General features: G+C 69.5%; 28 protein-coding genes. 8 read left to right on the forward strand and 20 right to left on the reverse strand.

Annotation, left to right across the window (positions count from 1 at the left end; all coding sequences use genetic code 11):
- The 3 genes from AB4112_RS07690 to AB4112_RS07700 form a co-directional block, all read right to left on the reverse strand.
- Positions 1-162, reverse strand: a 162-nt coding sequence (locus AB4112_RS07690; RefSeq protein WP_441718809.1) for a helix-turn-helix domain-containing protein, incomplete at its 3' end; no start/stop codon positions are given.
- A 185-nt stretch (positions 163-347) separates the two neighbouring features.
- Positions 348-1,382 carry an OmpA family protein gene (locus tag AB4112_RS07695; protein ID WP_309791303.1) on the reverse strand — a complete coding sequence of 345 codons (1,035 nt, stop codon included), beginning with the start codon at positions 1,380-1,382 and terminating at the stop codon, positions 348-350.
- A gap of 444 nt (positions 1,383-1,826) precedes the next feature.
- The gene (locus AB4112_RS07700) at positions 1,827-2,465 is read right to left on the reverse strand and encodes a cyclodeaminase/cyclohydrolase family protein (RefSeq protein WP_309791304.1); all 639 of its coding nucleotides are present in this window, start codon (positions 2,463-2,465) and stop codon (positions 1,827-1,829) included.
- A 200-nt stretch (positions 2,466-2,665) separates the two neighbouring features.
- Between AB4112_RS07700 and folK the strand changes: the two genes are divergently transcribed.
- Positions 2,666-3,172, forward strand: a complete 507-nt coding sequence (gene folK / locus AB4112_RS07705; RefSeq protein ID WP_441718335.1) for a 2-amino-4-hydroxy-6-hydroxymethyldihydropteridine diphosphokinase — start codon at positions 2,666-2,668, stop codon at positions 3,170-3,172.
- Here folK and AB4112_RS07710 read toward each other — a convergent pair.
- The gene (locus tag AB4112_RS07710) at positions 3,169-4,203 is read right to left on the reverse strand and encodes a LacI family DNA-binding transcriptional regulator (protein WP_441718337.1); all 1,035 of its coding nucleotides are present in this window, start codon (positions 4,201-4,203) and stop codon (positions 3,169-3,171) included. The genes folK and AB4112_RS07710 overlap by 4 nt on opposite strands.
- Before the next feature lie 21 nt (positions 4,204-4,224).
- Positions 4,225-5,496, reverse strand: coding sequence for an amylo-alpha-1,6-glucosidase (locus AB4112_RS07715; RefSeq protein WP_309791308.1), 1,272 nt, complete (start codon positions 5,494-5,496; stop codon positions 4,225-4,227).
- Between the two features lie 245 nt (positions 5,497-5,741).
- Here AB4112_RS07715 and AB4112_RS07720 point away from each other — a divergent pair, with 245 nt between their 5' ends.
- The 5 genes from AB4112_RS07720 to AB4112_RS07740 all read left to right on the forward strand — a co-directional run bounded on the left by AB4112_RS07720 (position 5,742) and on the right by AB4112_RS07740 (position 9,287).
- Positions 5,742-6,299 carry a hypothetical protein gene (locus tag AB4112_RS07720; protein ID WP_309791309.1) on the forward strand — a complete coding sequence of 186 codons (558 nt, stop codon included), beginning with the start codon at positions 5,742-5,744 and terminating at the stop codon, positions 6,297-6,299.
- A 35-nt stretch (positions 6,300-6,334) separates the two neighbouring features.
- Positions 6,335-6,943 (forward strand): hypothetical protein, encoded by a 609-nt coding sequence (locus AB4112_RS07725; protein WP_441718341.1) that lies wholly within the window; start codon positions 6,335-6,337, stop codon positions 6,941-6,943.
- 145 nt (positions 6,944-7,088) lie between these two features.
- Complete coding sequence (locus AB4112_RS07730) at positions 7,089-7,544, forward strand: MaoC family dehydratase (protein ID WP_441718344.1); 456 nt, start codon at positions 7,089-7,091, stop codon at positions 7,542-7,544.
- 87 nt (positions 7,545-7,631) lie between these two features.
- Positions 7,632-8,570: a bifunctional riboflavin kinase/FAD synthetase gene (locus tag AB4112_RS07735; protein ID WP_309791312.1), complete on the forward strand. Its 939-nt coding sequence runs from the start codon at positions 7,632-7,634 to the stop codon at positions 8,568-8,570.
- 135 nt (positions 8,571-8,705) lie between these two features.
- Entirely contained in the window at positions 8,706-9,287 is a 582-nt protein-coding gene (locus tag AB4112_RS07740) for a histidine phosphatase family protein (protein WP_441718347.1), read from the forward strand.
- Positions 9,288-9,336: 49 nt separating this feature from the next.
- Here the strand turns inward: AB4112_RS07740 and AB4112_RS07745 are convergent, their stop codons facing one another.
- The 4 genes from AB4112_RS07745 to AB4112_RS07760 all read right to left on the reverse strand — a co-directional run bounded on the left by AB4112_RS07745 (position 9,337) and on the right by AB4112_RS07760 (position 12,403).
- A complete protein-coding gene (locus AB4112_RS07745; protein WP_441718350.1) occupies positions 9,337-10,530 on the reverse strand; it encodes an NAD(P)/FAD-dependent oxidoreductase in 1,194 nt (397 codons plus the stop codon).
- 178 nt (positions 10,531-10,708) lie between these two features.
- The gene (gene ybaK, locus AB4112_RS07750) at positions 10,709-11,182 is read right to left on the reverse strand and encodes a Cys-tRNA(Pro) deacylase (protein WP_441718353.1); all 474 of its coding nucleotides are present in this window, start codon (positions 11,180-11,182) and stop codon (positions 10,709-10,711) included.
- Between the two features lie 90 nt (positions 11,183-11,272).
- Positions 11,273-11,653 (reverse strand): DUF6481 family protein, encoded by a 381-nt coding sequence (locus tag AB4112_RS07755; protein ID WP_441718356.1) that lies wholly within the window; start codon positions 11,651-11,653, stop codon positions 11,273-11,275.
- 147 nt (positions 11,654-11,800) lie between these two features.
- Positions 11,801-12,403, reverse strand: a complete 603-nt coding sequence (locus tag AB4112_RS07760; RefSeq protein ID WP_309791318.1) for a YdeI/OmpD-associated family protein — start codon at positions 12,401-12,403, stop codon at positions 11,801-11,803.
- A gap of 156 nt (positions 12,404-12,559) precedes the next feature.
- On the opposite strand from AB4112_RS07760, the gene AB4112_RS07765 reads away from it, so the two are divergent.
- Positions 12,560-13,219: a dihydrofolate reductase family protein gene (locus AB4112_RS07765; protein WP_441718359.1), complete on the forward strand. Its 660-nt coding sequence runs from the start codon at positions 12,560-12,562 to the stop codon at positions 13,217-13,219.
- 37 nt (positions 13,220-13,256) lie between these two features.
- Here AB4112_RS07765 and mutL read toward each other — a convergent pair whose 3' ends face one another.
- From mutL to ileS, 8 genes are all read right to left on the reverse strand, one after another.
- The gene (gene mutL, locus AB4112_RS07770) at positions 13,257-15,128 is read right to left on the reverse strand and encodes a DNA mismatch repair endonuclease MutL (protein WP_441718362.1); all 1,872 of its coding nucleotides are present in this window, start codon (positions 15,126-15,128) and stop codon (positions 13,257-13,259) included.
- A gap of 52 nt (positions 15,129-15,180) precedes the next feature.
- Positions 15,181-15,891 carry an SDR family NAD(P)-dependent oxidoreductase gene (locus AB4112_RS07775; protein ID WP_441718365.1) on the reverse strand — a complete coding sequence of 237 codons (711 nt, stop codon included), beginning with the start codon at positions 15,889-15,891 and terminating at the stop codon, positions 15,181-15,183.
- A 51-nt stretch (positions 15,892-15,942) separates the two neighbouring features.
- Positions 15,943-16,752, reverse strand: coding sequence for an MBL fold metallo-hydrolase (locus AB4112_RS07780; RefSeq protein WP_441718368.1), 810 nt, complete (start codon positions 16,750-16,752; stop codon positions 15,943-15,945).
- A gap of 42 nt (positions 16,753-16,794) precedes the next feature.
- Complete coding sequence (gene tam, locus AB4112_RS07785; protein ID WP_309791324.1) at positions 16,795-17,580, reverse strand: trans-aconitate 2-methyltransferase; 786 nt, start codon at positions 17,578-17,580, stop codon at positions 16,795-16,797.
- A gap of 135 nt (positions 17,581-17,715) precedes the next feature.
- Complete coding sequence (gene pgi / locus AB4112_RS07790) at positions 17,716-19,356, reverse strand: glucose-6-phosphate isomerase (protein ID WP_441718371.1); 1,641 nt, start codon at positions 19,354-19,356, stop codon at positions 17,716-17,718.
- Positions 19,357-19,438: 82 nt separating this feature from the next.
- Positions 19,439-20,089, reverse strand: a complete 651-nt coding sequence (locus tag AB4112_RS07795; protein ID WP_309791326.1) for a DUF3035 domain-containing protein — start codon at positions 20,087-20,089, stop codon at positions 19,439-19,441.
- Entirely contained in the window at positions 20,086-20,589 is a 504-nt protein-coding gene (gene lspA / locus AB4112_RS07800) for a signal peptidase II (protein WP_309791328.1), read from the reverse strand. The genes AB4112_RS07795 and lspA overlap by 4 nt, the downstream gene beginning before the upstream one ends.
- Positions 20,590-20,615: 26 nt before the next feature.
- Positions 20,616-23,504: an isoleucine--tRNA ligase gene (gene ileS, locus AB4112_RS07805; protein WP_441718375.1), complete on the reverse strand. Its 2,889-nt coding sequence runs from the start codon at positions 23,502-23,504 to the stop codon at positions 20,616-20,618.
- A 447-nt stretch (positions 23,505-23,951) separates the two neighbouring features.
- On the opposite strand from ileS, the gene AB4112_RS07810 reads away from it, so the two are divergent.
- Positions 23,952-24,461: a cytochrome P460 family protein gene (locus AB4112_RS07810; protein ID WP_309791331.1), complete on the forward strand. Its 510-nt coding sequence runs from the start codon at positions 23,952-23,954 to the stop codon at positions 24,459-24,461.
- 6 nt (positions 24,462-24,467) lie between these two features.
- On the opposite strand, the gene AB4112_RS07815 is transcribed toward AB4112_RS07810, so the two are convergent.
- From AB4112_RS07815 to AB4112_RS07825, 3 genes are all read right to left on the reverse strand, one after another.
- The gene (locus AB4112_RS07815; RefSeq protein WP_309791332.1) at positions 24,468-24,824 is read right to left on the reverse strand and encodes a putative quinol monooxygenase; all 357 of its coding nucleotides are present in this window, start codon (positions 24,822-24,824) and stop codon (positions 24,468-24,470) included.
- A gap of 90 nt (positions 24,825-24,914) precedes the next feature.
- A complete protein-coding gene (locus AB4112_RS07820; protein ID WP_309791333.1) occupies positions 24,915-25,217 on the reverse strand; it encodes an HlyU family transcriptional regulator in 303 nt (100 codons plus the stop codon).
- 119 nt (positions 25,218-25,336) lie between these two features.
- Positions 25,337-26,215 (reverse strand): TauD/TfdA dioxygenase family protein, encoded by an 879-nt coding sequence (locus tag AB4112_RS07825; protein WP_309791334.1) that lies wholly within the window; start codon positions 26,213-26,215, stop codon positions 25,337-25,339.
- Between the last annotated feature and the right edge of the window lie 27 nt (positions 26,216-26,242).

Raw genomic sequence — 26,242 nt, forward strand, 5'->3', positions numbered from 1 at the left:
GTCGTCTCCGGCGGCGCCGCTGTTGCGCTTCAGCTCCCGAGACACGCTCGATGGCGCGCGATCCAGAGCTGCAGCGATTTGCCGGAGCGAGGCTCCGGCGGCGTAAAGGCGGGCAAGCTCACACCGGTCCTCGAGGCTGAACTGTCGGTAGCTTCGTCCCATCGCAACACCCCCTTCAAAGGGTGTTGCACTTCGTTTGTGAAGTCAGGGGATCTCTTCACGTCGATCGCGGCGAGAGAGTCCCGCTTTCGCGGGAATGAAGACGAAGCATTTCCAGACCCCAGACGAAGAAAGGGGCGCCCCGAAGGACGCCCCGATCTCCCGATGGGATCTTTGGTAGCCGTAGATTACTGCAGGACGATCTCGACGCGCCGGTTCTGCGGCTCGCGGACACCATCCGCCGTCGGGACCAGCGGATCGGCTTCGCCGACGCCGCGGGTGACGATCAGGCTGTCGGCGACGCCGTCCGAGACCAGCTCGCGGCGGACCGACTCGGCGCGACGCACCGACAGGGCCTGGTTGTAGCGGTCCGAACCGGACCGGTCGGTGTGGCCGGTGACGCCGATCTGCGTCGTCTTGCCCTGGAGCGCGTCAGCCGCGGCCGAGGCCACGATCTGCTTGGCTTCCGGGGTCAGACGCGAGCTGTCGAAGTCGAAGAACACCAGGTAGCTGCGAGCCTGGGTGGTCACGACCTCCTCGACGACCGGAGCCGGCGCGAAGGTGTAGCGCAGGCCGACCAGCACCGTGTGGTTGTTGCTGCTGTCGTACTTCAGGCTGTCGCCGGCGTCCTTGAACTTCGGCGAGGTGTTGCCGAGGTAGCGGTATTCAAGGTTGGCGGCCAGGTTCGGCGAGAAGTTGTACGACACACCGGCGATGCCCTGATAGGCAAACTGGGTGTTGAAGTCGTTGAAGTGGGTGCCGCCGTTGCCGCGCTTCAGCTCGGCATTGATCAGGGCGACACCGACGCCACCACCGATGTACGGCACGAACGGCGAGCCGAAATCGAAGTCGTAGTAGGCGTTCGCCATGATGCCGATGGTGCGAACGTTGCCGTTCTTGAAGGTGACGCCGTTGTTGAACGTCCCCTTGTCGATGTCGTTGTTGCGCAGGCTGACTTCAGCGTCCGCGCGGATCGAACCCCAGTCGTAACCGAGGTAGATGTCGCCGGCCGGGCCGACATTGTACTTGGACTTGCCTTCGGTCGCGCCGGTAAAGCCGCTGCTGGAACCGTTGCGGACGTCGACACTGTCTTCCTGGCGGAAATTCACACCAGCGCCGGCACCGACATACAGACCGGTCGCCTGGTACTGCTGCGCCATCGCAGGGGCTGCAACGAGCAGGGCGGCCGCGCCGACTGCGGCGTACATCAAGTTCTTCTTCATATCCAATACCTCGCTGATCACGGTTCAACCGAGGTCTCGTCCCCCGCTTCCTTCAAGGGCTGCGACCAGACCGCTCCCTTTGGATGTACGATGGTCGGGCGTAGACCGCAATTGAAATGGACCATGCTGTTGCGAATTTCGCGCAGTGTTGCAGCGATGCACCACCACCCCGGCACGGCCATTCGCGATCGGGTTAACCGATTGTTTGGATTTTGGAAACGGAAAAGCGCCGAAAGCAAATGGCTTGGTAAATGCGACGTTGTTGTGACACCGGATCGGATTTGGCCGAAAATCAAAGAATCGTGGGATTCATCAATGAAAACAGCGTAGTGGATTGACAATCTGTAACTATACCTTCGCTCGAGGCCACCCCGGTCCGGAGACGGTCCGCCACACCACTTCAGCGGCCTCTGAGGCCGACGGAGATTCGGATGTGGCCGAGTCTCAGCGCAGGCGATCGCGGACCAGCCGGGCGATGCCGCCCGCGCGCTGCTCCGCCGTCGCCAGCAACCGGTCGCGGCTGCCGGCGTAGTCGGCACGATTGCGTGCATCGTCGAGGCCGCGCAGATTGACGTCGACGGCATAGAGCACGGCCTCGATCGCGCCGCGCAGCGTCGCGGTGCCCGCGCCGACGTCGCTGACGATCTGGGTCGTCGCCAGGGTGGCGGCCTGGCCGGCGAGGTCGATCGCCTCCAGCACGGTTTGCGCCGCGTTCAGCGGGATCTCGGTGGCGGCGACAGTCGCCTCCTGCAGCACCGCCCGTCGCGCCACCTTCTCATCTTCGGTCGCCTTGGGCAGCTTCAGCGCCGCCATATAGGCGTCGAACACCGCGATGTCGGCCTCGGCATGGGCCGACAGCTCGGCCATCAGCCGTTCGCCCGAGAGGATCAGGGTATCCAGGAACACGCGGTCCGCGGCCTTGTTGGCGGTGATGCGCAGCGCCATCACCACGAGGCCGAGGCCGAGCGTCGCCGTCACCATCGCCGCCGAGCCGCCACCCGGGGTCGGCGAATCGCTGGCCAGGGCGTCACGGAAGGTGCCGAGCGGCCAGCGCCACAGGCTGTCTTCGGTGTCGTCGGTCATCACAGTCTCCCGGCCCGGCGCTGCAGCCGCATGGCCCGCCATCACAGGTCCTGTCCAGGCGTCAGGGTCCGGGATACACCATCACGACGCTCCCCGGCTCGACTTTTCCCGGTCACGAGGCCATAACCCGCCGGCGCCCTGCCGGTGAGCCCGCGACACCCATCGGCCGATTCGCGGCGACAGGCAGGATTCGATCGATCATGGCCCTGGAACATGCGCCGGTTCCCGTCCTGTTCTCACTCGGCACCAATCTCGGCGACCGCGAGGCCAATCTGCGCCGGGCGATCGGCCGGCTGCGCGACATCGCCACCATCGATGCCGTCTCGGCGGTGTACGAGACGGCGCCGATGTACGTCACCGACCAGGCGCCCTTCCTCAACATGTGCGTCGTGGCCCGCACTCTCCTGGCTCCCGAGGACCTGCTGCCGCTGTTGAAGCAGGCGGAGGCGGAGATCGGCCGCATCCCCGGCCGCCGCAACGGGCCACGGCTGATCGACATCGACCTGCTGCTCTACGGCGACGGCACCGTCGACCGGCCGGAGCTGGTGGTGCCGCACCCCCGGATGGCGGAGCGTGCCTTCGTGCTGGCGCCGGCCGCCGACATCGCGGCGGACTGGCGCCATCCGGTCGATGGCCGCAGCATCGCGGCACTGCTGCAGGCGCTCGGGCCGCTGTCCGGCATCACCCGGCGCGGCGACCTGGGCTAGCCTGGCTCGGCCGGCGCCGGCCCTGCCGAGCCACGCTCGACCATTTCCGGCACCCCCAGCTGCGACGCCGGTGTCTCGCCACGCAGGAGCGCCAACACCTGCTGGGCCAGGGTTTCGCCGAACGGGCGCAGCGAGGTGCGGAAGGTGGTCAGGGGCGGGTTGGCCAGCGCCGCGATCGGGATGTCGTCGCAGCCGATGATCGAGATGTCGCTGCCGACCGACAGCCCGGCGGTGCGCACCGCCCCGACGGCGCCGAATGCCATCTCGTCATTGCCGCACAGGATCGCCGTCGGCCGCGGCGACAGCGCCAGCAGGGCCCTGGTTTCCCGGCAGCCGCTCTCAGCGGTGTAATCGCCGCAGCGGTGCCAGGCTGGGTCGGTGGCCAGGCCGGACTCGGCCAGCATCTCCTGCCAGCCGAGCAGGCGCTGGCGGCTGCCGTTGACCTGCGCCGGGGTGTTGATTACGGCGATGCGGCGATGGCCCCGGCTGATCAGCCAGGCCGTGGCGATCCGGCCGCTGGTGCGGTGATCGGCGTCGATGAAGGGCGTCCCCGGCCGGTCGCCGTCACGGCCGAGCATGGTGAAGGGGAAACCCTGCCGGCGCAGATAGGCGGCGCGCGGATCGTCGACGCGGACCCGGGTGAGGATCACGGCGTCGACCCGACGACCCTCGACCAGTCGGTGCAGCGTCTCGATCTCCTGCTCGTCGGGCGCGGCTCCGGCGACCAGCAGGGCGTAGCCCGCCGGCGACAGCACGGCGTCGAGGCCTGTCAGCAACGGCAGGAAATAGCTGTCGACCAAGCCGGCCGGCGACGGCGTCAGCAGGAAGCCGACGGCGTCGGTGCGGCCGCGGCGCAGGGTCCGGCCGAGCGCGTTCGGCGTGTAGCCGATCGTCCGCGCCGCCGCCACCACCCGTTCGCGGGTCGCCGCGGCGACGTCGCCATGGCCGTTGAGGGCGCGGGAGACGGTGTAGGTCGATAGTCCAAGCGACCGGGCGAGGTCGACGATGCCCACCCGCTTGCGTTCCGCCATGCGCCCGTCCCGTCGTGGTGGTCAGTCCTTGAGGCCGGCCAGCAGCAGCACCATCGCCGCGGTCCAGGAGAAGTCGGTGCCACCCAGCCCTTCGCCGGTCGTCGGGTCGAAATACTCGCGGAAGCCGCTTCTGGCCACAACCGCCAGGCTGTCGCGGCGGATGCGGCGCGCCAGGTCCGGGCGGCCGTTGCGCTTCAGCCCGTCGATCAGCATCCAATTGACCACCAGCCAGATCGGCCCGCGCCAGTAGCGCCGGGGTTCGAACTCCGGCCGCCCGGGCTCGAAGCTCGGCACGGCGATCTCGACCTGGTCCAGCCAGCGCTCCAGCCGCGTGATCAGCGCCGGGTGGCGCGACGCCGTCATCGGGTCGGCGTACAGCGGCAGCAGCCCGCCGATCCCGGGCTGGCGGATGGCCTGGCCAGTGCGGGTATCGACCGAGAGGTAGAAGCCCTCGGCCTGGTCCCAGCGCGCCTCCAGCGCCGCGCGGGTGTTCGAGATCATCCGGTCGACCTCGGCCACGCCGGCAGTGTCGTCGATCATGTCGAGCAGGAAGCGCAGGTCGCGGTTGGCGCGCTGCAGCATGGCGTTGAAGCCGACATCGGCGACCCGGAACGGTGCCATGCCGTACAGCCGGTCGGCGCGATAGCCTTCGGCCCGGAAGGCCAGCACGAGGTTGATGTAGCGGTCGTATTCGGCGGCGGTCGGCCGCACCGCGGCGTCGGCGAAGGCGGTGTCCCGGCGCAGATGGGCGACCGACGGGCCGGGCTCGACCGCCGCCAGCGCCGCGTCCCAGACCGGGCTGTTGTCCATCCCGCTCTCCCAGGGGTGCAGGATCGCCACCAGGCCGGTGCCGTCCGGGTCCCGCGCCGTGTAGAACCAGCGATGCCAGGCCAGCAGCTTCGGCGCCAGCAGCCGGATATGCGGGCGCGACCGCTGCACTCCGAAGCGCTCGAACAGATGGCGGATGATGGTCGCGGCGACCGGCGGCTGGGTGATGCCCGAGGACCGCTGTCCCGGCCCCGCCTGCCAGATCGCGGCGTTCGGGAAGTAGCTGGAATCGTCACCGTGGAACAGGATGTGCGGGACCATGCCGTCGGGCCATTGCCCGTCGAACAGGGTCTCGATCTCGGTCCAGGCCCGGTCCGGGTCGAATTCGGCGAAGCCCAGCGCGACCAGGCAGGAATCCCAGTTCCACTGCGCCGGATACAGGCCGGAGGAGGTCGGGACGGTGTGGTCGCCCCGGTCGTTGGCCCGCAGGATGGCGATCGCGGCTTCGGTCAGGTCGGTCGTCATGGAGGCCGGGTCCGATGGTCGGGCAGGACGGCCTGCGCCAGAATCCGCGCCGCCTCTGTTTCATTCAATATGCCTAAACGTTTATAGAAACCCAAGCGGCGCATAATTGCGACGGGCAGTCACCCGTCGATCCCGGCTTTACCGCGACGCAGGCGCACGCCACACTGACCTCCATGAGGCGCTTGGCGTCATGCGCCCCCGTCATCGTCCTGCTGGCATGGGGGGTGGCCGCCCACGGGGCAGAGGTGACGGTTGCTGGGATCACCTTCAGCGACGCCGAAGGTGGCTTCGTGCTCGAATCCGCGACCGGGACCGGCCAGCTTGACGACCCGTTCGTGGTGGTCGAGCGGATCACCGGCAAGGGCGAGGCGGCGCTCAGCGTCAGCGGCCTCACGCCGGCCTTCGGCAACCGCGTCGGCACCGCGCATCTCGCCGGCTTCGCCCTGGTCAAGGTGGTGCGCAACGCCACCACCGAGGCTTGGCGCGATTTCCCGGTGGAGCTGCAGGAGCGCCGCGGCGACCAGAGCCCCTATGGCGACGGCCTGTCCTTCGCCCAGGCGCCGGCGGCGATCCGCAGCATCCGGTCCGACCGTTTCGCCGCCGCCCAGATGTTCGACGAGCCGCGCGACGTCGTGCTGTTCCATGACGGCATGGTGGCGCCGGGCGAGACGGTGACCTTGCGCATCATCGTCACCGACAACACGCCGGCGGCGCGCTTCTACGTCGTGCAGCGCCGGATCCAGCCGACCGCGTCACTGTCGCCGCCGCGCCGTGTCGCCCGCACCCGGCGCGCGGACGGATGAGTCAGGCCTTTCCCAGGTTCCGGAGATGTGCCGGGTTGGCTTTCGGCGCCGTCCTATGCCTCTGGCTCCCGGCCACGACCGCCCGGGCGGGCGAGGTCTCGGCCGCGGGGTTGGTGTTCAGCGACGCCGAGGGCGGCTTCGTGCTCGAATCCGCGACCGGCACCGGGCGGCTCGACGATCCGTTCGTGGTGGTCGAGCGGATCACCGGCAACGGTGAAGCGGCGCTGACCATCGAAGGGCTGACGGCGGCGTTCGGCAACCGCATCGACACGGCGCATCTGACCGGCTTCGCCTTGACCAAGATCGTGCGCAACGGCACCAACCAGACCTGGCGCGACTTTCCGGTCGAGCTGGAGCGGCACCGCGGCGAGGGCAGCACCTATGATGACGGCCTGTCCTTCGCCCAGGGGCCCCAGGTGACGCGGTCGATCTGGGCCGAAGGCTTCGCCTCGGGCCGGGTCGTCGACGAACCGCATGACGGCATCGTGTTCCAGGATGGCACCATCCCACCCGGCGGGTCGGTGACGCTGCATCTGGTGGTCACCGACAACATGCCGGCCGGGCCGATCTACCTGGTGCAGCGCCGGCTGGCGCCGACGGCGTCGCTGGCGCCGCCCGGCCGTCACCCGAGGGCACGATCCTAGGGTGCGAAGCGGCGGTCCGGCCATGTTGCATTGCAGAAGTGCTGCGCCCGCCGGTTGCGAAAACCGGCGGCATCCCCAGATTGTTGCGGTGCGAGAACGACCGCGCGCGGCGCGATTCCGCGGCTGACGAGGCCGGAGGCCGGTCATGGACAACGTGAAGACCTATCGCGACGACACCCAGGGCTACTGCATCGAGGACCTCGCCGTCGGCATGTCGGCAAGCTTCGCCAAGACCGTGACTGAGGCCGACATCCTGCTGTTCTCCGGCGTGTCGGGCGACACCAACCCGGTGCATCTCAACCAGGTCTATGCCGAGACCACCCGCTTCAAGGGTCGGATCTCGCATGGTCTGCTCAGCGCCGGCTTCATCTCCGCGGTGATCGGCACCCGGCTGCCCGGGCCCGGCTCGATCTACATCTCGCAGAACCTCCAGTTCAAGGCGCCGGTGCGGCCGGGCGACACGGTCACCGCCCGGGTCACCGTGACCGAGCTGGTGCCGGAGCGGAACCGCGCCGTGCTGCAGACCCGCTGCACCGTCGGCGACACGCTGGTGATCGACGGCGAGGCGGTGATCCTGGTGCCTTCGCGCACCGAGGCTTGATCCCTGGGCCTGCCCCCTGGTTCGGCGCGCCCGTCCCCGCTATATCCTGCGATGCCCGGCACGACCGGCCGGGCCGGGACGAGGCCCATGCAGATCTTCCGTCACTACGAGAACCTGCCGGCTGCGGCGCGCGGCGCCGTGGTCGCCATCGGCAATTTCGACGGCGTGCATCGCGGGCACCAGACCGTGGTCGAGGCGGCGCAGGCCGAGGCCCGCCGGCTGGGCGTGCCGGTCTGCGTGCTCAGCTTCGAACCGCATCCGCGCAGCCTGTTCCGGCCGGACGATCCGCCCTTCCGCCTGACCCCGTTCCGGATCAAGGCGCGGCTCTTGGAGGCGCTGGGCGTCGACCTGCATGTCGTGCTGCATTTCGACCAGGCCTTCGCCGCGCGCTCGGCCGAGGACTTCATCGAGACCGTGCTGGTCGGGGCGCTCGGCGCCCGCCATGTCGTGGTCGGCTATGATTTCTGCTTCGGCCACCGCCGCGCCGGCACGCCGGAGACGCTGACCGCCTTCGGCCGCCGCCGTGGCTTCGGCGTCACCATCGTCACCCAGGCCTCGGACGAGACCGGCGGGCTGCTCTCCGCCAGCCGGGCGCGCGAGATGCTGGCCGCCGGCGACACCCGCGGCGCCGCCGAGATCCTGGGCCGGCCCTGGGAGATCGAAGGCCGGGTCGAGCATGGCGACAAGCGCGGCCGCGAGCTCGGCTATCCCACCGCCAATGTCGAGCTCGGCGAATTCCTGCGCCCGTCCTACGGCATCTATGCGGTGCGCTGCGCGGTGGACGGGGAGGGGCCGCCGGTCTGGCACGACGGCGTCGCCAGCCTGGGCATTCGGCCGATGTGGCGGACGCAGGCGCCGCTGCTGGAAGCCTATCTGTTCGATTTCAGCGGCGACCTCTACCACCGCCATCTCAGGGTGCAGCTGGTGGAATGGCTGCGTGGCGAGGAGAAGTTCGATTCGCTCGAGACGCTGATCGCCCAGATCGACCGCGACTGCGCCGCCGCCCGGCGAGTGCTGGCGCTGTAAGGGCTCGCGAGCGCCGGCTGGCCGGTTCGTGACGGCGCGAGACAGGTGACGGGCGGCGGGCATTGCGGATAGCCTTGGTGTCCTCCAGCAGCGGGCGTTCGCGGGGAACGCCGCGCCCGATCGAAAGACGAGCCGATGAGCAGCGCATTTCCCGAAATTACCCTCATCCGGCATGGCGAGACCGAATGGAGCGCGACTGGGAGGCACACGGGCCGGACCGACATCGCGCTGACCGCCGCCGGCGAGGAGGCCGCGCGCCGGGTCGCCGACCGCCTGCAGGGCCTGTCTTTCGCCGCGGTCTGGACCAGCCCTTCGCAGCGGGCGAAGAGCACCTGCGCACTGGCCGGCTACGGCGCGGCCGGCGTGGTCAAGCCCGAGCTGGCGGAATGGGACTACGGCGCCTATGAGGGCCTGACCACCAAGCAGATCCTCGCCCAGCGCCCGGGATGGCAGATGTTCCGCGACGGCTACCCCCAGGGCGAGACCTCCGCCGCTGCCGGCGCCAGGGCCGATCTCATCGTCGCAGCCGCCCGCCAGGTCGCCGGCAATGTGCTGATCTTCTCGAGCGCCCATTTCCTGCGGGTCCTGGCCGCGCGCTGGCTCGGCCTGCCGCCCGAGGACGGCGCGCGCTTCGTGCTGGACACCGCCAGCCTGAGCGTCCTCGGCTATGAGCACGACCTCACCGAGCCCGTCATCCGGAAGTGGAATCAGAGATAGGTCACCCGGAAGACCGTTTGGAAACGTGTCGGCGCGTCTAAGGGCGGTCCTACACCGCTTGGCCGGCGCACCAGCCCGATGACCAGGCCCATTGGAAGTTGTAGCCGCCGAGCCAGCCGGTGACGTCGACCACCTCGCCGATGAAATAGAGGCCGGGCACCGCCTTCGCCTCCATGGTCCGCGAATCGAGGCCGGCGGTGTCGACGCCGCCCAGGGTCACCTCGGCGGTGCGGTAGCCTTCGGAGCCGGCGGGCAGCACCCGCCAGCCATTCACCGCGGCATCGACCCGGCGCAGTGCCTTGTCGGACAGGTCGGCCAGGTTGCCCTCGGCGCCCTCGGCCGCGGCGATCGCCTGGGCCAGCCGCTTCGGCAGCACCGTGCCGAGCACGGTGTGCAGCGCCCGGCGTCCATTCTCGGCCTTGGCCGTGCGCAGCAGGGCGAAGACGTCGGTGCCGGGCAGCATCGCCACCTCGATCTCCCGCCCCTCGCGCCAATAGGAGGAGATCTGCAGGATCGACGGGCCGCTGAGGCCGCGATGGGTGAACAGCATCGCCTCGGCGAATCGTGTCTTGCCGCAGCCGACCACGGCGTCGACGGCGATGCCGGCCAGGGGCTTCAGCCGCTCCAGCGTCGCCGGGTCGAAGGTCAGCGGCACCAGGGCCGGCCGAGTCTCGGTCACCGCGAGGCCGAAGCGGGCAGCGAGGTCGTAGCCGAAGCCGGTGGCGCCCATCTTCGGGATCGACCGGCCGCCGGTGGCGACCACCAGGGACCGGCACTGCACCGGGCCGGAATCCGGTGCCGCGCCCGCCAATCTCAGGGCGAAGCCGTCGGCGTTGCGTTCGACCGCCTCGACCTTGGTGGACAGGCACAGTTCGACTCCCACCTGGGCCATTTCGGCCAGCAGCAGGTCGATGATCTGCCGCGACGGGCCGTCGCAGAACAGCTGGCCCAGCGTCTTCTCGTGGAAGGCGATACCGTGGCGCTCGACCAGGGCGATGAAGTCGCGCTGGGTGTAACGGCGCAGCGCCGAGATGCAGAAATGCGGGTTGGCCGAGACGAAGTTCGCCGGCGCCGCGTGCAGGTTGGTGAAGTTGCAGCGGCCACCGCCGGAGATGCGGATCTTCTCGCCCGGCGCCGCGGCATGATCGAGGATCAGCACCCGGCGGCCGCGCTTGCCGGCCTCGGCCGCGCACATCATCCCGGCCGCCCCGGCCCCGATCACCACCACGTCGAAAGACTGCACCCTGTTCCCCTGCGCGGCCTGTCGAGCCGATCAAACCACCCCGCGTGGCCGGGACGCTTCACAATTCCCATGTCGTCATCCCCGCGAAAGCGGGGATCTCGTCGCGCCCGACCGGAGGGAGATTCCCGCTTTCGCGGGAATGACATTCAGGGAAAAGGGAGAGTTCTCGATCCCACAGTCACGCGATCAGCGCCGCGACCCTGGCCTTGAGCGCCGATTGCAGGTCCTGCGGGCTGAGGCGGATCTGCAGCCCGCGCTGGCCGCCATTGACGAAGATCTCGGCCTCGGCCATCGCCGATTCCTCGATCGCGGTCGGCACCGCCCGCTTCTGGCCCAGCGGGCTGATGCCGCCGACATGGTAGCCGGTCAAGCGCTCGGCGTCGGCCGGCCGCATCATCTGCGCCGATTTGGCGCCGAAGGCGGCGGCCAGCTTCTTCATGCCGACCTCATGGTCCGACGGCACCACGACGCAGACCGGCTTGCCGTCGGCCTCGGCCATCAGCGTCTTCAGCACGATCCTGGGCGGCACGCCCATCGCCTCGGCCGCCTGCAGCCCGATGCGGTCGGCGCCCGGATCGTAGTCATAAGTCGCGACAGCAAAACGGATGCCCGCCTGCTGCAGCGCCTGGGTGGCGCGGGTGGTCTTCGACATCCGCCGGCTCCCGCAATCATCGGGGTGGTGGATCGAAATGACCAGGCGCCCGAGACCCAGGCGCCTGGTTCGATCCACCGCGCCCCAGAATCAGCGCTTGCGGGCCTTGCGGGCGGCGTAGCGGGCGTCGCGGGCGGCCTTCTGCTCGGCCTCCAGCGCCACCAGCCGGTCCGCCTCTTCGCGCTCGGCCAGGGCCTTCAGCTCGGCGGCTTCGGCGGCCATCCGGGCCTCCTCGGCGGCGCGGAGTTCGGCCTCGGCCTTCAGGCGGGCGGCCTCGGCCTCCTTCGCTGCCTTGCGCTCGGCCTCGCGGGCCTCGCGGGCGGCGACGAGGGCCGCACGTTCCGCCCGCTGCCGGGCCAACTCCGGATTGTCCGGCGCGACCTTGGCGCGGAACTGTTCCAGCGCGGCCTTCTTCGCATTCTGAGCGCTGCTCAGCCGGTCACCGAATCCCTTTTCCCTGTAACCGCTCATCGTTCCGTCGTCTCGTTGCATATATCCCCGATTCACCGGCGGGAAGGCGAACGCCGCCCGCGCGGATGCACTAGATATGCTCAACCATCGATAGTTCCAACTGCCGATCGAACATGCCGGGTGCGCAGCCGCATGGGATGGGGTGGTTCAAGCCGGATGGATGGTCTCCCCCCGCGCCAGCATGGCGACGAAATCGGCGATCCGCCGGGCCCGGGTTTCGGCCTTCTTCGCGGTCTGCACGCGATACAGCACAGCGTAGCGGTTGCGCGAATCGAGCGCGGCGAAAAAGGCGGCCGCCGCGGGTTCGCCGTCCAGCGCCGCCTGCAGGTCCTTCGGCACGCCGCGGTGACGACCCAGCCCATAGGCGCGCCCCCACCGTCCGTCCCGTTTCGCCGCCTCGACCGCATCCAGCCCGGCAGGCACCATCCGCCCGGCGGCGACCAGCGTCTCCGCCTTCTCCCGGTTGCGCAGCGACCACACGCTGCGGGGGCCGCGCGGGCTGAATTTCTGCAGCCAGACCCCGTCGCCACGCCCCTGTTTCTGCCCGTCGATCCAGCCATGGCACAAGGCAAGGTCGAGCGCATCGTCGTAAGACACAGAGGATTCGCCGGTTGCCACTTTGGCGATGGCGAGCCAGGCACCACGGCCGGTGCTGTGATTTGCCGCGAGCCAGACGCCCCAGGCAGCGGCATCGGCGAAGTACAGGACCGGCAGGCCCTGATGCTCGCCGAGGGATTCGGGATCGGCCATGCCGCCAGGATAGGGCGAAGGATCACCAGGGCCAACCGGCGCAGTCACATTCCGACCGGGTCGCGAAAAAATCGCCCGGACTGTCGGATCCCACATGACGCGTTCGTCCTTGGGATATCTTCAGCGGCCCAGCGCCGCCATCGACAGGAGAGCCAGATGAGAAATGTCGTTGCCGCCACCTTCGTGTCCCTGGACGGCGTGATGCAGGCCCCGGGCGGGCCGGAGGAGGACCCGACCGGCGGCTTCCGCTTCGGCGGCTGGACGTTCCACTACTGGGACGACGTGATGGGCCAGGCGATGGCCAAGACCTTCGGCGCACCCTTCGACCTGCTGCTCGGCCGCAAGACCTACGAGATCTTCGCCGCCCATTGGCCCCAGCTGGTCGACGACCCGATCGGCAAGGTCTTCAACGCGGCGACCAAATACGTCGCCACCTCGTCGACCGCGCCGCTGGCCTGGCAGAACTCCATCGCCGTGCACGACGCGGCGGCGGATGTCGCCCGGCTGAAGCAGCAGGACGGGCCGACCCTGCTGATCCAGGGCAGCAGCGGGCTGATCCAGACCCTGCTGACGCACGACCTGATCGACGAGTTCAATCTGCTGGTCTTCCCGGTGGTGCTGGGCTCCGGCAAGCGCCTGTTCGGCCAAGGCGCCATTCCGGCCGGGCTGAAGCTGGTCGAGAGCAAGGTATCGACCACCGGCGTGGTCATGAGCACCTACCGGCGCGGCGGACCGGTCACCACCGGATCCTTCGCCCTGGCCGAGCCGACCGCGGCCGAACTGGCCCGGCGTGAACGGATGATGCGGGAAGGCTGAGGCGAAACCGGGCCGGGGCGACAGCGCCCCGGCCCGGCTAGCGCCGCTGGAACAGCTTCTCGATATCGGCCAGCTTCAGCTCGACATAGGTCGGGCGGCCATGGTTGCACTGGCCGGCATTGGGCGTGACCTCCATGCTGCGCAGCAGCGCGTCCATCTCCGCCGCGTTCAGCCGGCGGCCGGCGCGGACGCTGCCATGGCAGGCCAAGGTGGCGCAGACATGGGCCAGGCGCTCGGTCAGCGGCCGGGCGTCGTCCCATTCCGCCAGGGCGTCGGCCAGGTCCTGCACCAGCCCTGGCACGTCGGACTGGCCGAGCAGCGCCGGCACGCCGCGCACCACCACGGCGCCGGGGCCGAAGGGTTCGAGTTCGAGCCCCAGCTCCGCCAGCTCGGCCTGCCGCGCGGCCAGCCGCTCGACCGAGGCCTCGTTCAGCTCGACCACCACCGGCAGCAGCAGGCCCTGGCTCTTGACCGTGCCGGACAGCAGCTCGGCCTTCATCCGCTCATAGACGATGCGCTCATGCGCGGCGTGCTGGTCGACGATCACCAGCCCGTCGCCGGTCTGGGCGACGATGTAGGTGGCGTGGACCTGAGCCCGCGCCGCGCCGAGCGGATGCTCGGCCGTGGGCTCGGCCACCTCGTCCTCGGCCCGCGCCGAGGGCCGGGTAAGGTCGGACGCGATCGGCGCCTGCCAGCCGGCCGCGGCCTCGGCCAGGCCGGTGGAGGGCCGCACCACGCCGCGCTGCTGGCCCCAGGGGGACGGGGTCAGGAACCCGCCGGTTGGCCGGGAGAGCGGCGGTAGCTCGCCCGGGGAGACGCCTCCCTGGCTCACGCCTCCCTGGCTGACGAACGCCGCCAGGGTGTCGGCGCCGACGCTGGTGGAAGCGCGGAAGCCGGCTCCGGCGATGGCGTGGCGCAGGGCGCTGACGATCAGCCCGCGCACCAGCGCCGGGTCGCGGAACCGGACCTCGGCCTTGGTCGGGTGGACGTTGACGTCGACCTCCTCCGGCGGCAGCTCGAAATACAGCGCCAGCATCGGGTGGCGGTCGCGCGGCAACACGTCGGCATAGGCGCCGCGGATGGCGCCGAGCAACAGCCGGTCGCGCACCGGCCGGCCGTTGACGAACAGGTACTGTGCCTGGGCGGTGCCGCGGTTAAGCGTCGGCAGGGCGGCGTGGCCGGTGAGGTGGATGCCCTCGCGCAGCGCGTCGATCGGCAGCGCGTTGTCGGCGAAGTCGCCACCCATGATGGCGCCCACCCGCGCCAGCCGGGCGTCGAACAGCTCGCCCTGCGCCGCCTCCAGCCGCAGCAGGGTACGGCTGGCGTCGGAGACGGTGAAGCTGAGGGTCGGATGGGCCATGGCCAGGCGTTCGACCATGTCGACTGCGGCCTGGGTCTCGGCCCGCTCGCCCTTCAGGAACTTCAGCCGCGCCGGGGTGGCGTAGAACAGGTCGCGGACCTCGACCCGGGTGCCCTGGTTCAGCGCCGCCGGCACCGGCGCGCCGACCGCCCCGCCCTCGACCGTCAGGCTCCAGGCCTCCGCCGCGCTGCGGGGCCGGCTGGCGATGGTCAGGCGCGAGACGGCGCCGATCGACGGCAGCGCCTCGCCGCGGAAGCCCAGGGTCGAGATCCGCACCAGGTCGTCGTCCGGCAGCTTGGAGGTGGCGTGGCGCTCGATCGCCAGCTGCAGCGCGTCCGGGTCCATGCCGGCGCCGTCATCGGCCACCGCGATCAGGCTGCGGCCGCCGTCGCGTAGGGAGACATCGATGCGGCGGGCGCCCGCGTCGATGGCATTCTCCACCAGCTCCTTCACCGCCGCGGCCGGGCGTTCGATCACCTCGCCGGCCGCGATCTGGTTGACCAGATTGGGCGGCAGGCGGCGGATGGAGTGGAGGGCGCGGATGGTCATGGCGCCATCCTAGGATGGGTCGGCGATCCGTTCCACTGCCAGGCCCTGTGCCCTACCACGCGAACTCGCCGGCTTCGGGCTCGCCATAGAACACCAGCCGGTCCGGCCGGGTGCGGTCGATCCAGCCGGCCAGCCGCGCCGCCGCCTCCGGCGCCTCGAGATCGGCGTCGGCGCTGGCCATCCTGGTGCGGATGCGGCCGGGATGGATGGCGTAGACCGCCAGGCCGCGCGGGCCGAATTCGCGGTGCAGGCAGGCGGTCAGCATGTTCTGCGCCGCCTTCGAGATCCGGGTGGCGTAGGCGATGCCGAGATGGTCGAAATCCCCCGAGGCGACCCGGCTGACCGACCCCAGCCGGCTGCTGACATTGACGATGGTCGGCCGCTCCGCCGCCAGCAGCGCGCCGATCGCAGCCTGGGCGATGCGCAGCGCAGCGAGGCAGTGGACGTCGAGCGACTGCTGCACATCGGCCAAGTTGATCTCGGCCAGCTGGGCGCCGCGGCCGGACATGCCGGCGTTGTTGATCAGGATGTCGACTGCCGGCGCCCGTTCCGCCAGCACCGCGCGCAGCCGTTCGGCGCAGGCCGGATCGGTGACGTCGCCGCGGACCAGGATGCCGTCCGGCCCGGCCGCGTTCGTGAACTCCGCCGCCGCCTCGTCGCTGCGGACCACGCCGATCACGGTGTCGCCCTGCGCCGCGTACCAGCGCGTCAGTTCCAGCCCCAGCCCCGCCCCGGCGCCGGTGATCACGATCCTGCGGGTCATGCCTGCCCTCTCGAGTGCGAAATGATTGTCGTCGGCCGATGGGCCGGCACCTCAGCCCTCGATTGCGCGGATGTAGCGCTCGGCCGAGCGCAGCACCGCGCCGCGCGCGTCGCGGGGTACCCAGCGGCCGGCGAAGGCGCCGTGCAGCCGGTCGAACTCGAACGGCGCCACCGCGTCGGCGATGGCCCGGACGGCCTGGGCCGGCAGCGGGATCAGGTTGGGATAGCTGTACATGAAGGACACCCAGCGCCGGTCCGGCACACCCTGGATGGTGTCGCCGCTGAGCAGGACCCCACGGCCTTCCGCCCCCGCTGCCCAATGCAGCACCGATGCGCCGGCGAAATGGCCGCCACAGCGGATCATGGTGATGCCGTCGGCCAGCGCAAGGGTCTCGCCCGACCAGAAGGACAGGGCCGAATCGGGCCGCTGCACCCAGCCGCAGTCGCCTTCGTGCAGATGGACGGGACAGCCGAAGGCCTGCGCCCACTCCACCATCGTCGTGTAGTAGTGGGGATGCGAGATGGCGATGGCGCGCAGCCCGCCCAGCGCCCGGATCGTCGCCACCACGGCATCGTCGATCAGCGCCACGCAATCCCACATCAGCACGCCACCGCCGGGCAGCCGGATCAGGAAGGCGCGCTCGCCGATCGCGAAATGCGGTTCGACCTCGATCTGATCGAGGCCCGGCTCGACCGGTGTGATCACGGCGCGGTGGCCGCGCCGCAACTCGTCCAGTGTCAGCCAGCTCTGGCCGGATTCGGGCACGTATTGCCGCTCATCCTCGCAGATCGGGCAGGCGGCCGGCGGGGCGGGACTGTCGGGATACTGGGTGCCGCAGGTGCGGCAGAGGTGAAGAGCCATGCCGCGATCCTTCCACAGGATCGCGGCGATGGCGAGATGGGTTCAGGCCGCGCGCTTGGCAACGAAGAACAGGCGGGGGAAGGCCAGCAGACGCTTGCCGTCGGCATGAGGCGGGTAGGCCTGGCCGATGCGGCCGACATAATCCGCCAGGAAGGCGGCGCGCTGGTTGTCCGACAGCGGGTCGATGAAGGGGCGCAGCCCGGTAGCACGCACCCAGTCGACGATCGCCTGCGGCGTGTCCATCGGGTGCTGGTAGGCGGTGCGCCAGACATCGGTCACATCAGCCCGCGGCGCCAGCAGGTCGTAATAGGCACCGAGCGGCAGGATCTTGGTGCGCACCAGCGCGGCCTCGCCGATGGTCGCCGCCCAGGGGCCTTCGGTCGCCACCGCGCGCATCAGCCGGTGCGTCGGCTCCTCGCGGTTGTCGGGGATCTGTACGGCCAGGACGCCGCCCGGGGCCAGCAGCTCGAACAGCCGCGGCACCAGCACCGGGTGGTCCGGCACCCATTGCAGCGTGGCGTTGGCATAGATCAGGTCGGGCGCTTGCTCCGGCTGCCATTCGGCGATGTCGTGCCGTTCGAACCGGCACTGCGGCAGCCGGGCCCGGGCGTCGGCCAGCATGGTGTCGGAGCTGTCAATGCCGGTGATGTCGGCGCCGGGGAAGCGGTCGACCAGCAGTTCGGTCGAATTCCCGGGGCCGCAGCCGAGGTCGAAGATCCGGAAGGGCCGGGCGGCCGGGGCGAGGTCGACCCGGGCCAGCAGTTCCCGGGCCGGGCGGGTGCGCTGATCCTCGAAGCGGCGGTAGAGGGCGGGATTCCAGTCCGTCATGGCGTTTCCATCGGCTTGCGGGACGAACGACGTCCCCGGCGCCCTAGAAATGGGCCGTGATGGATATCATGTCCAATATATTGATCCGGACGATATCATACGTTTTCGATATGATATCGTCCGGATCGGACCGGGTCAGCTCCAGTCGCGGATCGCGGCGAGCAGGCCGAGGGTCGAGCTGTCATGCGCGCCCGGCGCCTTTTCGCCCAGCAGCGCGGGCTGGATCGCCTTGGCCAACTGCTTGCCCAGCTCCACCCCCCATTGGTCGAAGGAGTAGACGTTCCAGATGGTGCCCTGGACGAAGATCTTGTGCTCGTACAGCGCGACCAGCAGGCCCAGCGTGTAGGGGTCGATTTCCCGCACCAGGATGGTGTTGGACGGGCGGTTGCCCTCGAACACCTTGAACGGCAGCAACGCCTCCAGCGCCGCGCCTGACAGCCCCGACTTGGTCAGCTCCGCCCGCACCTGGTCCGGTGTCTTGCCGACCATCAGCGCCTCGGTCTGGGCCAGGACGTTGGACAGCAGGATCGGGTGGTGGTCGTCGACCGGGTTGTGGCTTTCCACCGGGGCGATGAAGTCGCAGGGGATCACCTTCGTCCCCTGGTGGATCAGCTGGTAGAAGGAATGCTGGCCGTTGGTGCCGGGCTCGCCGAAGATCACCGGCCCGGTCTGGTAGTCGACCCGGTGGCCCTGGCGGTCGACCGACTTGCCGTTCGATTCCATGTCGGCCTGCTGCAGATAGGCCGGCAGCCGGTGCAGGTACTGGTCGTAGGGCAGCACGGCGTGGGTCTGCGCGTCCCAGAAGTTGCCGTACCAGACGCCGAGCACGCCCAGCACCGCCGGCAGGTTCTGCTCCAGCGGCGCCGAGCGGAAATGCGCGTCCATGGCGCGGCCGCCGGCCAGGAAGCGTTCGAAGGCGTCGGCGCCGATCGCGATCATCACCGGCAGGCCGATCGCCGACCACACGGAATAGCGGCCGCCGACCCAGTCCCAGAAGCCGAACATGTTGGCGGTGTCGATGCCGAACTTGGACACCTCCGTCGCATTGGTAGACAGCGCGGCGAAATGCTTGGCGATCGCCGCCTCCGGCGCGCCGGAATGCAGGAACCAGCGCCGCGCGGTGTTGGCGTTGGTCAGGGTCTCCTGCGTGGTGAAGGTCTTCGACGCGATCAGGAACAGGCTGGTCTCGGGGTCGATCCGCTTCAGCGTCTCGGCGATGTGGGTGCCGTCGACATTGGAAACGAAATGCATCCGGATGCGCGGGTGGTGGTAGGGGACCAGCGCCTCGGACACCATCACCGGGCCGAGGTCGGAGCCGCCGATGCCGATGTTGATGATGTCGGTGATCGGCTTGCCGGTGTGCCCGGTCCAACTGCCGTCGCGCACGGCGTCGGAGAATTCGCGCATGTGCTTCAGGCTGGCCGCCACCTCCGGCAGCACATTCTGGCCGTCGACCTCGATCGAGCCGGCCAGGTCGGCGCGCAGGGCGGTGTGCAGCACGGCCCGGTGCTCGGTGGCGTTGATCGGCTCTCCGGCGAACATGCGGTCGCGCCAGGTCTCGACGCCCTGCTGCCGGGCGAGGTCGAACAGCAGGCCCAGCGTCTCCGCCGTCACCCGGTTCTTGGAATAGTCGAGCAGCAGGTCGCCGAGGCGCAGCGAGAAGCTGTCGAAGCGCTTGGGGTCGGCGGCGAAGAGGTCGCGCATGTGCACGCCGTCCATCGCCTTGCGATGGGCGTCGAGCGCGGTCCAGGCGGGCGAACGGGTCAGATCGGACATGAGGGGTCGCCTCCGTTGCGGGAACGGTGTCGGATCACAGGACACAAACGAAAAGGCCGGGGCACGCGCCCGGCCTTGGATGTCAATTGACGAGGTCGGTGACGCCCTCGAAGATCCCCTTGCGGCGCCGGATGATGATCGGCGTGTCGCCGCTGGTCAGCGGCTTGCCCGTGTCGGCGGCGGCATTGAGGCGCGCCGCCTCCTTGTAGGGGTCGACCACCGTGCCGGGCAGCGGCTTGGACTGCCAGAACAGGATGTTGTCGATGAAGCGGTCGTCGTCCTGGGCGATCTGCGTCGTCTCCTGGTCGACGGTCGAGCGGATCCCCGGTTCCGCCGGCCCGGCCTTGGCCAGGATCGCCGCGCCGCTGGCGCTGGCCGCAGCGCCGGCACCGGCAGTGTCGCCGCGCGGAATCTTGCGCCCCTGGCCGAACAGGATCGCCTCGGCCTGCTCACGCGGCTGGGTCTCCTGCGGCCGTGGGATGCCCGGCGTCGGCGGCGGCAGATCGGTCAGCGAACTCGGCATCGCCAAAGGCGCGCGCGGCATCACCGCGAATTCGTCCGGCGTCGATTTGTCGTAGCCGATGAACTCCTGCACCGTCTTGCTGCCGGCGTCGCAGCCGGCGACCGCCAGGGTGGCGATGACCAGGCCGGTCAGCGTGACCAGTCTGCCCCCCCACACCCGGCCGGGCTGGAAGAAACAGGTCGACTGGAAGAAACGAGACTGCCCGCTCACGATCGATCCCTCTGCGCTGCCACCGGGTGGGCGCGGCGGCCGAACAGACTGTCGGCGATCAGCAGCATCACACCGATGCTGATCGCGCTGTCGGCCACGTTGAACACCCAGAAGGAATACTGCCCCGCGTAAAAATGCAAGAAATCGGCGACGGCGCCGAACCGCAGCCGGTCGATCACGTTGCCGATCGCCCCGCCGATGATCAACCCGACGCCGCCGGCGATCAGACCGCGATCGTTGCGCCGCAGCCAGATCAGGAGGCCTACGACGACTGCGAGCGCAACCACCGACAGGCCCCAACGCGCCAGCGGCGAGTCGCCGGCGAGGAGACCGAAGCTGATTCCATAGTTCCAGACCATGGCGAAATCGAGGAAGCCGGTGATCCGGATCGACGGCGCCCAGCTGGCGGTGGTGATCGGGTCGGGCAGGCCGAACAGAACCTTCAGCACCCAGTATTTCGAGAGCTGGTCGGCGATCAGGATCAGCGCCGCGACGATCAACCCGCGCCGGAACAGCCGCGCATCGGTCATGCCGTCACTCCGGCCACCGCAGCATCGACCGCGTCCGAACAGCGATGGCACAGGTCCGGATGCGCCGCCACCGTGCCGACCTCGGGCAGGACCCGCCAGCAGCGGTCGCAGCGGTCGCCCGAGGCGGAGCCGACGATGACGCCGACGCCCGGCACGTCCGCCAGGGCGAAGGCGCCGTCCGGCACGGCACCGGTCTCGACCGCCAGGGTCGAGGTGATGCAGATCTCGGCGAAGTCGAGGCTGGCCAGCAGTTCGGCCTCGGCCGCGCCGGCATGGACCACCGGGTGCGCCTGCAGCGACGAGCCGATGCGCTTGGCCGCCCGCTCCAGCTCGATCGCGCCGGTGACCACGCGGCGCAGGTCGCGCAGCCGGGCCCAGCGCGCCGCCAGGGCATCGTCCTGCCAGGTATCAGGGACGTCGGGGAAGGTGCGGAGATGGACGCTGATGTCCGGCCCATCACCGTGCCGGGCCAGCCAGGCCTCCTCCGCCGTGAAGCACAGGATCGGCGCCAGCCAGATGGCGAGATGGTCAAACAGCGTGTCGAGCACGGTGCGGACCGCCCGCCGGCGCAGGTCGTCCGGCCGGTCGCAGTAGAGCGAGTCCTTGCGGATGTCGAAGTAGAAGGCCGACAGGTCGACCGCGCAGAAATTGTGCAGCGCCGTCGACATGGCGTGGAAGTCGTAGTCCTCGATCCCCTTGCGGATGGTGCGGTCGAGCTCCCACAGCCGGTGCAGCACCCAGCGCTCCAGCTCCGGCAGTTCTGCCGCCGGCAGCCGCTCGGCCTCCTGGAAGCCGTCGAGGGCACCCAGCAGGTAGCGCAGCGTGTTGCGCAGCCGGCGATAGGCGTCGGCCTGGTACTTCAGGATCTCCTTGCCGATGCGCAGATCCTCGGAATAGTCGGTCGAGACGATCCACAGGCGCAGGATGTCGGCACCGGATTGGTTCGCCACCTCCTGCGGTTCGACGCCGTTGCCGAGCGACTTCGACATCTTGCGGCCCTGCTCGTCCAGCGCGAAGCCATGGGTCAGCACCGCGTCGTAGGGCGCGCGGCCGCGGGTGCCGCAGCTTTCGAGCAGCGAGGAGTGGAACCAGCCGCGATGCTGGTCCGAGCCTTCGAGATAGAGGTCGGCCGGCCATTTCAGGTCCGGCCGCTGCTCCAGCACGAAGGCATGGGTCGAGCCGGATTCGAACCAGACGTCGACGATGTCGAAGATCTGCTCGTAGTCGTCGGCCTTGAAGGTGTTGCCGAGGAAGAACTGGGCGTCGTGCTTGTACCAGGCGTCCGAACCCTCGAGCTCGAAAGCCGCGGCGATGCGCTGCGTAACCGCGACGTCGCGCAGCGGCTCGCCGGTCTTCTTGTCGACGAAGATCGCGATCGGCACGCCCCAGGCGCGCTGGCGGCTGATCACCCAGTCCGGCCGGCTCTCGATCATCGAGGACAGGCGGTTGTAGCCCTGGGGCGGGTAGAACTTCGTGGTCTTCAGCGCGGCCAGCGCGGTCTGCCGCAGCCCGTTCGTCTCCATCGAGATGAACCATTGCGGCGTGGCGCGGAAGATCAGCGGCGCCTTGGACCGCCAGCTGTGCGGGTAGGAATGGCGGATCTGGCCGCGGGCCAGCAGGCCGCCGGCCGCCTCCACCGCCAGCGTCACCACCTTGTTGGCGTCGCCCTTCTTGCCGTCGGGGCGGTAGATCACCCGGCCGGCGAACAGCGGCACGCTGTCGTGGTAGCGGCCATCCTCGGTCACCGTCTCGGTCGCGGCGATGCCGTGGGCGCGGCCGAGGTCGAAGTCGTCGGCGCCATGGCTGGGCGCGGTGTGGACCAGCCCGGTGCCGGCATCGACCGTGACATGGCCGCCGGGCAGGAATGGCACGGCGAAGTCGTAGCCTTGTCCCGCCAGCGGATGGCGGGACACGGTGCCGGCCAGGGCCGAACCCGGGAACTTGTCGACGCAGGTCCAGGCGGTGACGGCGAGGTCCTTGGCCACCGTGTCGGCCAGGGCCGTCGCCAGCACCAGCGTCTCGCCGACCTTGGCGAGGCTTCCCTCGGCCACGGCATCGACGGTGTAGACGCCGTATTCGAAGTCGGGGCCGTAGGCGATGGCGCGGTTGGCCGGCAGCGTCCAGGGCGTGGTGGTCCAGGCCACCGCAGACGCGCCCCCGAGCGACGGCCGCGACGCCGCGGTCACCGGGAAGCGCACCCAGACCATGTCCGAGGTGATGTCCTGGTACTCGACCTCGGCCTCGGCCAGGGCGGTCTTCTCGACCACCGACCACAGCACCGGCTTCAGCCCGCGATACAGCCCGCCATTGAGCAGGAACTTGTGGATCTCGCGGACGATCTGCGCCTCGGCGGCGTCGGTCATGGTGGTGTAGGGGTGCGCCCAGTCGCCCATCACGCCGATGCGCTGGAACTGCGCCGACTGCACCTCGACCCAATGCCGGGCGAAGGCGCGGCACTCCTCGCGGAACTGCAGCACCGGCACCGCGTCCTTGTCCTGGCCGGCCTTGCGGTACTTCTCCTCGATCTTCCACTCGATCGGCAGGCCGTGGCAGTCCCAGCCCGGGACGTAGACCGCATCGCGGCCCAGCATCTGGCGGGTGCGGACGACGATGTCCTTCAGGATCTTGTTGACCGCGTGGCCGATGTGGATGTCGCCATTGGCGTAGGGCGGGCCGTCATGCAGGACGAACTTCTCGCGCCCCTTGGACAGCGCCCGCAGCTTGCCGTGCAGGTCGATTGCCTCCCACCGGGCCAGCAGCTCCGGCTCCTTCTGCGGCAGGCCGCCACGCATGGGGAAGTCCGTCTTCGGCAGGAAGACAGTGGATTTGTAGTCGGGAGCGGCCGGGGCGGCGGCACCCGGGGTCTCGGCAGGCTGGACGGTCATGACTTGGGGGCTCGTGGATCCACGCGGGCTCAATTACCCGCTTTGGCGCTCGGATACCAGCCGGTCGACCCCGGATGGGTCCATTCGGCGGCGTGAGGAGACATGGCGCAACGGCGCAGCGACCCGACCCCCGTCAGAGGGCCGGGCGGATAATTCGAAACAGGGCGTCCGTCTTGCGCATCCGACCATGGTACCGGATGAGCGCTCGGGGTCAAGCCGCACGGCGACCTCAATGATCCGGTCGAGCAGCAGCGGCCCGAGGCAGTGGAAGGCCGTCACGAAACCACGATCCCTTCTCCGCCGCGAGGGGGCAAGGGCGGCTGTGTCCGCGACGGCCTGGCCGGCAGCGGCTGACAGCTCACAAGTTATAACAGGCGCTTCCCCGCGGCCTCTGCTTCGATGGTCGAGGCCCCGCCGCCGGGTCCATGGAGCAGAAGGAGCCTTCCGATGAGATCGATCCGTGTCGCCCTGTTTGCCGCGACCCTGGCGTCATCCGCTCTGGCTGCGGTGTCCTTGGCTGCCGAGGGCACGGATGCCGAGAACGCGTCGCCGATCTACGGCGTCACCATTCCCGAGGGATACCGGCAGTGGGAGCTGATCGGGCCGGCCCAGGAGGCGGAGCCGCTGAACGAGCTCCGCGCCGTCCTCGGCAATCCCACCGCGATCAAGGCCTACCAGAGCGGGACCCTGCCGTTTCCGGACGGCACCATCCTGGTCAAGCTGGCCTGGAAGCATGTCCAGTCCACCGAGTTCGAGCCCGCCTCCGTCCCCGGCGCGGCGACGACGGTCCAGGTAATGGTCAAGGATTCGAAGCGGTACCCCGACAGCGGTGGCTGGGGCTTCGGCCGTTTCATCAACGGCAAGCCGGTCGACGAGGCGCAGCACCAGACCTGCTTCGCCTGCCACGAGGCGCGGGTGAAGGGGCACGACTTCGTCTTCACCCGATGGGCGCCATAAGCCGCTTCAGCCGCCGCTCCGGTCGATCGCGAAGTCGCCGCGCATCGGCTGCCACAGGGTGACGCCGCGCTCCTGGCGCAACAGGTCGGGCAGCGCCGCGATATAAGCCTGGCGGTAGGCGCGCGGGATCTGCACCCGCACCAGCTCGTCGAGGTCGGCCCAGGTCTCGTACAGCATGAACAGGGTGGGGTCGTCGGGCGACCGGTGCAGCACCGCGTTGATGAAGCCCGGCTCGTGCCGCATCGCGTCCAGCACCGGCGTCAGCAGGTCCAGGAACTCGGCCTCGCGGCCCGGCTTCGCATGCAGGGTGACGGTGAAGGCGACCGTCCCGTCGTCCGGGCGGGTGACGGTTGATGTGGGCATCGGCGGCCTCGGGCGTGCGGTGGCGAGGCGCCGAGGATGGCTGGTGACCTGCCCGAAACCAATGACCTCGAAGGTAATGGAATAGGTGGGCTAAAGCCCGAACACCCGGTCGCCCTGCTCGTCGATGATCTGTTGCGCCTTGGACAGCGAGAAGGCGGTGGCGTCGTCCTTGCTGGCGTGCTTGTCGGCGCGGACGAAGCGGTGGGTCTTGGTGCCCTCCGGGAAGTCCTTCTCGATCAGCCCGGCGGTCTGGTACTGGCCGCCCGCGGCATAGGGCGCCGGGCGGATGCGGAAGCCCTTGTATTCGACCGCCTCGCCGGCCGGGGCTTCGGCCCCGCCCTCAGCGCCCTCGCGCTTGCCGCCACCGAACAGGGATTTGAGGAAGGAGACCATCGCGCCGACCGCCGCACAGGGAAGGGGAGGCGCAGCCTATCGCGGATCGCGCCGCGGATCACGCTTTCCTGCGGCGGGGACCCGCCGCAGGGCGAGAGGCTACGCCGAACCTTGAGACCTCAGGCCGCCACGCGCTCGGCGGGACCGATCGGCTTGTCGCCCTTCACCGTGGTCCGGTACAGGGTGCGCGCCAGGTGCGGCGGGCAGCCGGTGGCCAGGTGGATGGTGGCCCGGTTGTCCCAGAACACCATGTCATGCGCCTGCCAGCGGTGGCGGTACTGGAACTGCGGCTGGGTCATGTGCGCGAACAGCCGGCGCAGCAGCGTGTCGCTCTGCGGCCGCTCCAGCTCGACGATGTGGGTGGTGAAGCCCTCGTTGACGAACAGCGCCTTGCGGCCCGTCGCCGGGTGCACCCGCACCACCGGATGCACCACCGGCGGCACCGTCTTCGCCTGGTCCGCGGTCAGGCCGGGCCGCAGCGCGCTCTTGGCCTGTTGCGCCACGTTGCGGGCGGTGTAGTCGTGCACCGCGGTCAGCCCCTCGATCTGCGCCTTGGTCTCGTCGTCCAGCGCGTCATAGGCGGCGGCCATGCTGACGAATAACGTGTCGCCCTCGACCGCCGGCAGGGTCTGGGCGTGCAGCAGCGACCCCAGGCTCGGCTCCGCCTTGTAGGACAGGTCGGAATGCCAGTAGCGGCCGGCATCGGCCAGGCCCAGCGGCTTGCCGTCCTCCCGCGTCTCGTTCGAGACGATCAGGATCTCCGGATGTCCGGCCAGGTGGAAATGGTGCTGGACGTGGATCTCCAGCTCGCCGAAGCGGCGGCTGAAGGCGATGTGCTGCTCCGGCGTGATCCGCTGGTCGCGGAACACCACGACCGAATTCGTCTCGAACAGCGACTTGACCGTGGCGAAGGTGGCGTCGTCGAGCGGGCCGGTGAGGTCGAGCCCGCTGATCTCGAGGCCGATCAGGTCGGACAGGGGATTGGTGGTGAAGGACATGGCGGCGTTTCCGTGGATTCGGTGATT

The sequence above is a fragment of the Inquilinus sp. 2KB_23 genome (assembly GCF_052115705.1).
Taxonomy (GTDB): Bacteria; Pseudomonadota; Alphaproteobacteria; order DSM-16000; family Inquilinaceae; genus Inquilinus; species Inquilinus ginsengisoli_A.